This window comes from Kitasatospora sp. NPDC057512 (genome assembly GCF_042802135.1).
In the GTDB taxonomy this organism is placed as follows: domain Bacteria; phylum Actinomycetota; class Actinomycetes; order Streptomycetales; family Streptomycetaceae; genus Kitasatospora.
Genome location: NZ_JBHVET010000330.1, coordinates 1 through 8730 on the forward strand (window position 1 = coordinate 1; position 8730 = coordinate 8730).

Genomic DNA, 8730 nt, shown 5'->3' on the forward strand with positions numbered 1-8730 from the left:
TTGTGCGTTGTTCCCGCCGGTCACTCCCAGCGGAAGAAGCGGGCGGCCGCGGCCAGGCCGAGCACCGACCAGCCGGCCAGGATGCCGAGGTCCGCCCACGGCACCCCGGCGCCGGCCTGGAGCACCGACCGCAGGCCGTCCGAGAGCGCCGAGATCGGCAGCAGCTCCAGCACCGAGCGCACCGCGTCGGGGAACCTGCTCAGCGGCACGATCACCCCGCCGGCGAGCAGCAGCAGGATGAACACCAGGTTGGCGCCGGCCAGGGTGGCCTCGGCCTTCAGGGTGCCGGCCATCAGCAGGCCGAGCCCGGAGAAGGCGGCGGTGCCGAGGACCAGCAGCGCGGCGACCGTCAGCGGGTTGCCCTGCGGGGACCAGCCGAGGGCCAGGGCGATCACCGACAGCAGCGCGACCTGCAGCGCCTCCGTCACCAGGACGCAGCCGGTCTTGGCGGTCAGCAGCGCCCAGCGCGGCAGCGGGCTGGCGCCGAGCCGCTTCAGCACGCCGTAGCGGCGCTCGAAGCCGGTGGCGATGGCCTGGCCGGTGAAGGCGGTGGACATCACGGCCAGCGCGAGCAGGCCGGGGGCCAGGAAGTCGACCCGCTTGCCGGGGCCCTCGACCGCGACGATGTCCACGGCGGAGAACAGCACCAGCAGCACGGTCGGGATGACCACGGTGAGCAGCAGCTGCTCACCGTTGCGCAGCAGCATCCGGGTCTCGAAGGCGGTCTGGGCGAGCAGCATCCGGCCGACGGGCGCGGGGCCCGGCTTGGGGGAGTAGTCCGTCGTGGCGGCGCTCATGGTTCCCTCACTGCGTTCGCTCATGAGCGGAGCTCCCGTCCGGTCAGGTCGAGGAAGACGTCCTCCAGGCTGCGGCGCTGGACGGACAGCCGTTCGGGCAGGATGCCGGAGGCCGCGCACCAGCCGGTGACGGCGGCCACCAGCTGGGGGTCGACGGGCGCCTCGACGCGGTAGCTGCCGGGGGCGGTCTCGGTGGCGGAGGCGCCCTCGGGCAGCTCCTTGAGCAGCGGGCCGAGGTCGAGGCCGGGCGGGCCGTCGAAGTGCAGCGCGCTCTCGGCGCCGCCGCGGCACAGCTCCTCGGTGGTGCCGTCGGCGATCACCCTGCCGCGGTCGATGATGGCGACCCGGTCGGCGAGCTGCTCGGCCTCGTCCATGTGGTGGGTGGTGACGACCACGGTGACGCCGTCCCGGCGCAGGTCGCGCACCAGCTCCCAGGTGGCCCGGCGGGCCTGCGGGTCGAGGCCCGCGGTGGGCTCGTCCAGGAAGACCAGCTCGGGGCGGCCGACCACGGCCATCGCGAGGGCGAGCCGCTGCTGCTGGCCGCCGGACAGCCGGCGGTAGGTGGTGCGGCCGCAGGAGCCGAGGCCGAGGCGTTCGACCAGGGCGTCCACGTCCAGCGGGTGGGCGTGCAGCTTGGCGGTGTGCCGCAGCATCTCGACGGCGCGCGCGCCCGCGTACACGCCGCCGGACTGCAGCATGACGCCGATCCGGGGCCGCAGCGCGGCGCTCTGGGCGACCGGGTCGAGGCCGAGGACGCGGACGGTGCCGTCGTCCGGACGGCGGTACCCCTCGCAGGTCTCGATGGTGGTGGTCTTGCCGGCGCCGTTGGGGCCGAGGACGGCGGTGATCGCGCCGGCCGGGATGGTGAGGTCGAGGCCGTCCACCGCCAGCTTGTCGCCGTAGCGTTTGATCAGCCCGGCGATCTGGACCGCGGGTTCGGAGTGCATACCGGCGAGTGTAAGAGTGCCTGACGGGCCGGCCGGACGGCGGCTCGGTGATCATTTTCCCAGGTCAGGTAAGGCTAACCTGCGTGACAGATGACACCGGTGAGGCCTGGGTCACGGCTTGTCCCGACGGAAGTAATTACGCAACACTGGTGTTGTGAAAAACATGCGCGAGCACGCCCAGCAGCGGGAGGCCGAGTCGGCCTCCTCCTGCGACGTGCCCGTGACGGCGGCCGAGGTGCTGCTGGAGGGCCACCGGGCCACCCGGGACCGGGTCGCGCGGTCGATCCTGGACCACGGCCCGTCCTCCGCCGCCGACCTGGCGAACCGGCTCGGCCTCACCGCCGCCGCCGTCCGCCGCCACCTCGACGGTCTGGTCGCCACCGGTCTGGTCGAGTCCCGCGAACAGCGGGTCTACGGCAGCCGCGGCCGGGGCCGTCCGGCCAAGGTCTTCGCCCTCACCGACGCCGGCCGGGACGCCTTCTACCAGGCGTACGACCAGCTCGCCGCCGACGCGCTGCGCTGGATCGCGGACTCGGTGGGCGGCGGCAAGGCGGGCGAGGAGGCGGTCGCCGCCTTCGCCCGCGCCCGGTTCGGCAAACAGGCCGAGAAGTACCTGGAGGCCCTGCGCCTGGCCGCCGCCGGAGAGCGCCCCGAGGCGCTGGCCCAGGCGCTCAGTGCGGACGGGTACGCTGCCACGGTGCGGCGTGTCCCGTCGGCCGCGGCCAAGGCCCCGGCGGGCGCCCAGCTCTGCCAGCACCACTGCCCGGTCGCGCACATCGCCGAGCAGTTCCCGCAGCTCTGCGAGGCGGAGACCGAGGTCTTCTCCCAGCTCCTGGGCACCCATGTGCAACGGCTGGCCACGATCGCCCACGGCGACGGGGTCTGCACCACCTATGTGCCGGCATCCGGTGCCGCATCGTCGCCCGCCCAGCCCCCGGCGGGACGCGGCTCCGATGCGGTGCCGACTGCCAGTACATGAAAAATTCTGCGTCCACCGAAGATTCAGCGTCCGCGCGTTAGGAAGCTCGCATGACTGACACCGTTTCGCACCCCGAGCTCGAAGGCCTCGGCAATTACGAGTACGGCTGGGCCGACCCGGACACCGCCGGTGCCGCGGCCAAGCGCGGGCTCAGCGAGGACGTCGTCCGCGACATCTCGGCGAAGAAGAACGAGTCCGAGTGGATGCTGAACCTGCGGCTCAAGGGCCTGAAGCTGTTCGGCAAGAAGCCCATGCCGACCTGGGGCTCCGACCTCACCGGCATCGACTTCGACAACATCAAGTACTTCGTCCGCTCCACCGAGAAGCAGGCCGAGTCCTGGGAGGACCTGCCGGCGGACATCAAGGCGACCTACGACAAGCTCGGCATCCCGGAGGCGGAGAAGCAGCGCCTGGTCGCCGGCGTCGCCGCCCAGTACGAGTCCGAGGTCGTCTACCACCAGATCCGCGAGGACCTGGAGGAGCAGGGCGTCATCTTCCTGGACACCGACACCGCGCTGCGCGAGCACCCGGAGATCTTCAAGGAGTACTTCGGCACGGTGATCCCGGCCGGCGACAACAAGTTCGCCGCGCTGAACACGGCCGTGTGGTCCGGCGGCTCGTTCATCTACGTGCCGAAGGGCGTGCACGTGGACATCCCGCTCCAGGCCTACTTCCGGATCAACACCGAGAACATGGGCCAGTTCGAGCGGACGCTGATCATCGTCGACGAGGACGCCTACGTCCACTACGTCGAGGGCTGCACCGCCCCGATCTACTCCTCCGACTCGCTGCACTCGGCGGTCGTGGAGATCATCGTCAAGAAGGGCGGCCGCTGCCGCTACACGACCATCCAGAACTGGTCGAACAACGTCTACAACCTGGTCACCAAGCGTGCCGTGGCGTACGAGGGCGCGACCATGGAGTGGGTCGACGGCAACATCGGCTCCAAGGTCACCATGAAGTACCCGGCCGTCTACCTGATGGGCGAGCACGCCAAGGGCGAGACCCTCTCGATCGCCTTCGCGGGCGAGGGCCAGCACCAGGACGCCGGCGCCAAGATGGTGCACATGGCGCCGAACACCTCGTCCAACATCGTCTCCAAGTCGGTGGCGCGCGGCGGCGGCCGGACCTCCTACCGCGGTCTGATCGAGATCGGCGAGGGCTCCAAGGGCGCCAAGTCCAACGTGCTGTGCGACGCGCTGCTGGTGGACACCATCTCCCGTTCGGACACCTACCCGTACGTGGACGTCCGCGAGGACGACGTGTCCATGGGCCACGAGGCGACCGTCTCCAAGGTCAGCGAGGACCAGCTCTTCTACCTGATGAGCCGCGGCATGACCGAGTTCGAGGCGATGGCGATGATCGTCCGGGGCTTCGTCGAGCCGATCGCGCGCGAGCTGCCGATGGAGTACGCGCTGGAGCTCAACCGGCTGATCGAGCTGCAGATGGAGGGCGCGGTCGGCTGACCTCCGGCCGCCGCCGTCCACTCATTTCCGAGGAAGAGAGCACTACGAACAGCCATGGCTGAGCAGAACACCACCGGCTCCACCACCGCCGGTTCGATCGAGGTCGGCACGGCCGGCGCGGGCGCGCAGCTCGCCGGCCCCGGCACCGGCCGCACCACGGTCCAGCAGCCGATCGACGCGCGCGTCGCGGTCAAGCCGTCCTTCGACGTGAACGACTTCCCGGTGCCCACCGGCCGCGAGGAGGACTGGCGGTTCACCCCGCTGCACCGCCTCGCCGGGCTGCACGACGGCACCGCCGCCGCTGCCGAGCGGGGCGAGGACAAGGTCGAGTTCACGCTGCCGGACGGCGTCACCGCCGAGACCGTCGGCCGCGACGACGCCCGCCTGGGCAAGGCCGGCACGCCGGTCGACCGGGTCGCCGCGCAGGCGTTCAGCGCCTTCGACCAGGCCCTGGTCGTCACCGTCCCCAAGGAGTCGGTGCTGACCGAGCCGGTCCGGATCGACGTGCGCGGCGAGGGCGGGGTCCGCTTCGCCCACGTGGTGATCGACGTCAAGCCGTTCGCCGAGGCCGTCGTGGTGCTCAACCACGCGGGCACCGGGACCCGGGCCGCCAACGTCGAGCTGCTGGTCGGCGAGGGCGCCAAGCTCACCTTCGTCTCCGTCCAGGACTGGGAGCGCGACGCCGTCCACGTCGCCCAGCACAACGCGCTGGTCGGCCGGGACGCCTCCTACAAGTCCGTGGTCGTCACCTTCGGCGGCGACCTGGTCCGGCTGCACCCGCGGGTCAACTACGCCGGCCCCGGCGGCGAGGCCGAGCTGTTCGGCCTCTACTTTGCCGACGCCGGCCAGCACCTGGAGCACCGCCTGGTGGTCGACCACGACACGCCGCACTGCCGGTCGAACGTGGCGTACAAGGGCGCGCTCCAGGGCCAGGACGCCCACGCGGTCTGGGTCGGCGACGTGCTGATCCGCGCCGCCGCGCTCGGCACCGACACCTACGAGCTCAACCGGAACCTGGTGCTCACCGACGGCGCCCGGGTCGACTCGATCCCGAACCTGGAGATCGAGACCGGCGAGATCGTCGGCGCCGGCCACGCCTCGGCGACCGGCCGCTTCGACGACGAGCAGCTGTTCTACCTGCAGGCCCGCGGCATCCCGGCCGACGAGGCCCGCCGCCTGGTGGTGCGCGGCTTCTTCGCCGAGCTGCTCCAGCAGATCGGCGTGGCCGAGGTCCAGGACCAGCTCATGGAGAAGATCGACGCCGAGCTGGAATCGGCGGTCTGAGCCCGATGACCTTCCTCCGTGCCTGCGCGCTGAGCGACCTCCAGGAGGACGTTCCCAAGCGCGTGGACCTCAACGGCGTGCCGGTCTCCGTCGTCCGCACCGACGAGGGGGTGTTCGCGATCAACGACACCTGCTCGCACGCGAACGTCTCGCTCTCCGAGGGCGAGGTCGAGGACTGCATGATCGAGTGCTGGCTGCACGGCTCCAGCTTCGACCTGCGCACCGGCAAGCCGTCCGGCCTGCCCGCCACCAAGCCGGTCGCTGTCTACCCCGTAAAGATCGAAGGGGACGATGTGCTCGTCTCCGTCAACCAGGAGTCCTGAGTACACATGGCAACCCTTGAAATCCGCGACCTGCACGTCTCCGTGGACGCCGAGAACGGCCCGCGCGAGATCCTGAAGGGCGTGGACCTGACCGTGAAGCAGGGCGAGACCCACGCCATCATGGGTCCGAACGGCTCGGGCAAGTCCACCCTCGCCTACTCGCTGGCCGGCCACCCCAAGTACACCGTCACCGGCGGCTCGGTGCTGCTCGACGGCGAGGACGTCCTGGAGATGTCCGTCGACGAGCGCGCCAAGGCCGGCGTCTTCCTGGCCATGCAGTACCCGGTCGAGGTCCCGGGCGTCTCGGTCAGCAACTTCCTGCGCACCGCCGCCACCGCCGTCCGCGGCGAGGCCCCCAAGCTGCGGCTGTGGGTGAAGGAGGTCAAGGAGGCGATGGCCGCCCTCCAGATGGACCCGGCCTTCGCCGAGCGCAACGTCAACGAGGGCTTCTCCGGCGGCGAGAAGAAGCGCCACGAGATCCTCCAGCTGGAGCTGCTCAAGCCGAAGATCGCGATCCTCGACGAGACCGACTCCGGCCTGGACGTCGACGCGCTGCGGATCGTCTCCGAGGGCATCAACCGGGTCCGCTCGACCGGCGAGGTCGGCACCCTGCTGGTGACCCACTACACCCGCATCCTGCGGTACATCAAGCCCGACCACGTCCACGTCTTCGCGGGCGGCCGCATCGTCGAGTCCGGCGGCGCCGAGCTCGCCGACAAGCTGGAGAACGAGGGCTACGAGGCGTATGTGAAGGGGGGCGCGTCCGAGTGACGCATCCGTTTACGGGACTGCTCGACACCGACGCGATCCGCAAGGACTTCCCGGTCCTCCAGCGGGTGCTGCACGACGACAAGCCGCTGGTCTACCTGGACAACGCGGCGACCTCGCAGAAGCCGCGCCAGGTGCTGGAGGCGCTGAACGCCTACTACGAGCGGCACAACGCCAACGTCCACCGCGGCGTGCACGTGCTCGCCGAGGAGGCCACGGCGCTGTACGAGGGCGCCCGGGACAAGGTCGCGGCGTTCGTCAACGCGCCGAGCCGCAACGAGGTGATCTTCACCAAGAACGCCTCGGAGTCGCTCAACCTCGTTGCCAACATGCTCGGTTGGGCCGACGAGCCGTACCGGGTGGACGCCGACTCCGAGATCGTCATCACGGAGATGGAGCACCACTCCAACATCGTCCCGTGGCAGCTGCTCTCGCAGCGCACCGGTGCGAAGCTCAAGTGGTTCGGGCTGACCGACGAGGGCCGGCTCGACCTGTCGAACATCGACGAGCTGATCACCGAGAAGACCAAGGTGGTCTCCTTCACCCTGGTCTCCAACCTGCTGGGCACGATCAACCCGGTCGAGGCGATCGTCCGCAAGGCCCAGTCGGTCGGCGCGCTGGTCGTCATCGACGCCTCGCAGGCCGCGCCGCACATGGTGCTGGACGTGCAGGCGCTGGAGGCCGACTTCGTCGCCTTCACCGGGCACAAGATGCTGGCGCCGACCGGCATCGGCGTGCTCTGGGGCCGGCACGAGCTGCTGGAGGACCTCCCGCCGTTCCTCGGCGGCGGCGAGATGATCGAGACCGTCACCATGGGCTCGTCCACCTACGCCCCGGCGCCCCACAAGTTCGAGGCCGGCACCCCGCCGATCGCCCAGGCGGTCGGGCTCGGCGCGGCCATCGACTACCTCCAGGGCATCGGCATGGAGAAGATCGCGGCGCACGAGCACGCGATCACCGAGTACGCCGTCGAGCGGCTGCTGGAGGTCCCGGACCTGCGGATCATCGGCCCGCGCACGGCCGTGGACCGCGGTGCCGCGATCTCCTTCACCCTCGGCGACATCCACCCGCACGACGTGGGCCAGGTGCTGGACGAGCAGGGCATCGCCGTGCGCGTCGGCCACCACTGCGCGCGGCCGGTGTGCCTGCGGTACGGAATTCCGGCGACCACGCGGGCGTCGTTCTATCTGTACTCGACGCCGGGCGAGGTCGACGCGCTGATCGACGGCCTGCACCACGTCCGGAACTTCTTCGGCTGACGGGCAGGACCTCATGAAGCTCGACTCCATGTACCAGGACGTCATCCTGGACCACTACAAGCACCCCCACGGCAAGGGTCTGCGGGACGGCGACGCCGAGGTGCACCACGTCAACCCGACGTGCGGCGACGAGATCACCCTGCGGGTGAAGCTCGACGGCTCCACCGTCACCGACGTCTCGTACGAGTCCCAGGGCTGTTCGATCAGCCAGGCCAGTGCCTCGGTGCTGAACGACCTGGTGGTCGGCAAGAGCGTGGGCGAGGCGCAGGCGATCCAGGAGGCCTTCCTGGAGCTGATGCAGAGCAAGGGCCAGGGCGAGGGCGACGAGGACGTGCTGGAGGACGCGATCGCGTTCGCCGGCGTCTCCAAGTACCCGGCCCGGGTCAAGTGCGCGCTGCTCAGCTGGATGGCCTGGAAGGACGCCACCGCCCAGGCGCTCGCCCAGAACCCCGCCGTGAACGACTGACCCGCAGAGGAGGACAAGACCATGAGTGACGAAACCCCCCCCACTGCGGAGGAGCAGACCGGCACCGTCATCGTCGGCACCACCGCCGGCACGGTCTCGGTCGAGGACCTGACCGAGGCCCTGATGGACGTCGTCGACCCCGAACTGGGCATCGACGTCGTCAACCTGGGCCTGATCTACGGCATCCACATCGACGAGTCCGACGTGGCCACCATCGACATGACGCTCACCTCGGCGGCCTGCCCGCTGACCGACGTCATCGAGGACCAGGCCAAGACGGCCACCGACGGCCTGGTGCAGGACCTGCGCATCAACTGGGTCTGGATGCCGCCGTGGGGCCCCGACAAGATCACCGACGACGGGCGCGACCAGCTGCGGGCGTTGGGCTTCAACGTCTGAGGTCTGCCGTACGGTACGCCGCTGCCGCGCGAACCCTTGGGG

Annotated in this window: 10 protein-coding genes; 8 read left to right on the forward strand and 2 right to left on the reverse strand. The window is 70.3% G+C overall.

The window, feature by feature from the left end; translation table 11 throughout:
* Nucleotides 1–20: 20 nt before the first annotated feature.
* Nucleotides 21–797, reverse strand: a complete 777-nt coding sequence (locus tag ACFU6K_RS21525; protein WP_380665343.1) for an ABC transporter permease — start codon at nucleotides 795–797, stop codon at nucleotides 21–23.
* Between the two features lie 20 nt (nucleotides 798–817).
* Entirely contained in the window at nucleotides 818–1744 is a 927-nt protein-coding gene (locus ACFU6K_RS21530; protein ID WP_380665331.1) for an ABC transporter ATP-binding protein, read from the reverse strand.
* Between the two features lie 154 nt (nucleotides 1745–1898).
* On the opposite strand from ACFU6K_RS21530, the gene ACFU6K_RS21535 reads away from it, so the two are divergent.
* From ACFU6K_RS21535 to ACFU6K_RS21570, 8 genes are read left to right on the forward strand one after another with little or no spacing between them, the layout of a single operon-like run.
* Nucleotides 1899–2723: a helix-turn-helix transcriptional regulator gene (locus ACFU6K_RS21535; RefSeq protein ID WP_380665333.1), complete on the forward strand. Its 825-nt coding sequence runs from the start codon at nucleotides 1899–1901 to the stop codon at nucleotides 2721–2723.
* A gap of 50 nt (nucleotides 2724–2773) precedes the next feature.
* Nucleotides 2774–4189 (forward strand): Fe-S cluster assembly protein SufB, encoded by a 1416-nt coding sequence (gene sufB, locus ACFU6K_RS21540; RefSeq protein WP_049650590.1) that lies wholly within the window; start codon nucleotides 2774–2776, stop codon nucleotides 4187–4189.
* Nucleotides 4190–4243: 54 nt separating this feature from the next.
* Entirely contained in the window at nucleotides 4244–5473 is a 1230-nt protein-coding gene (gene sufD, locus ACFU6K_RS21545) for a Fe-S cluster assembly protein SufD (protein WP_380665336.1), read from the forward strand.
* Nucleotides 5474–5478: 5 nt separating this feature from the next.
* Nucleotides 5479–5796: a bifunctional 3-phenylpropionate/cinnamic acid dioxygenase ferredoxin subunit gene (locus tag ACFU6K_RS21550; RefSeq protein WP_063349526.1), complete on the forward strand. Its 318-nt coding sequence runs from the start codon at nucleotides 5479–5481 to the stop codon at nucleotides 5794–5796.
* A gap of 6 nt (nucleotides 5797–5802) precedes the next feature.
* Nucleotides 5803–6567, forward strand: coding sequence for a Fe-S cluster assembly ATPase SufC (gene sufC / locus ACFU6K_RS21555; protein ID WP_074001667.1), 765 nt, complete (start codon nucleotides 5803–5805; stop codon nucleotides 6565–6567).
* A complete protein-coding gene (locus ACFU6K_RS21560; RefSeq protein ID WP_380665338.1) occupies nucleotides 6564–7823 on the forward strand; it encodes a cysteine desulfurase in 1260 nt (419 codons plus the stop codon). The genes sufC and ACFU6K_RS21560 overlap by 4 nt, the downstream gene beginning before the upstream one ends.
* Nucleotides 7824–7836: 13 nt before the next feature.
* Nucleotides 7837–8289, forward strand: a complete 453-nt coding sequence (gene sufU / locus ACFU6K_RS21565) for a Fe-S cluster assembly sulfur transfer protein SufU (RefSeq protein WP_380665340.1) — start codon at nucleotides 7837–7839, stop codon at nucleotides 8287–8289.
* 21 nt (nucleotides 8290–8310) lie between these two features.
* Nucleotides 8311–8688: a metal-sulfur cluster assembly factor gene (locus ACFU6K_RS21570; protein ID WP_380665342.1), complete on the forward strand. Its 378-nt coding sequence runs from the start codon at nucleotides 8311–8313 to the stop codon at nucleotides 8686–8688.
* The last annotated feature ends 42 nt before the right edge of the window (nucleotides 8689–8730 follow it).

Bases quoted from the DNA above. Each gene is read 5' to 3' on its own strand.
- ACFU6K_RS21525 (WP_380665343.1), bottom strand. From the start codon at position 797: ATGAGCGCCGCCACGACGGACTACTCCCCCAAGCCGGGCCCCGCGCCC.
- ACFU6K_RS21530 (WP_380665331.1), bottom strand. From the start codon at position 1,744: ATGCACTCCGAACCCGCGGTCCAGATCGCCGGGCTGATCAAACGCTAC.
- sufB (WP_049650590.1), top strand. From the start codon at position 2,774: ATGACTGACACCGTTTCGCACCCCGAGCTCGAAGGCCTCGGCAATTAC.
- sufD (WP_380665336.1), top strand. From the start codon at position 4,244: ATGGCTGAGCAGAACACCACCGGCTCCACCACCGCCGGTTCGATCGAG.
- ACFU6K_RS21550 (WP_063349526.1), top strand. From the start codon at position 5,479: ATGACCTTCCTCCGTGCCTGCGCGCTGAGCGACCTCCAGGAGGACGTT.
- sufC (WP_074001667.1), top strand. From the start codon at position 5,803: ATGGCAACCCTTGAAATCCGCGACCTGCACGTCTCCGTGGACGCCGAG.
- sufU (WP_380665340.1), top strand. From the start codon at position 7,837: ATGAAGCTCGACTCCATGTACCAGGACGTCATCCTGGACCACTACAAG.
- ACFU6K_RS21570 (WP_380665342.1), top strand. From the start codon at position 8,311: ATGAGTGACGAAACCCCCCCCACTGCGGAGGAGCAGACCGGCACCGTC.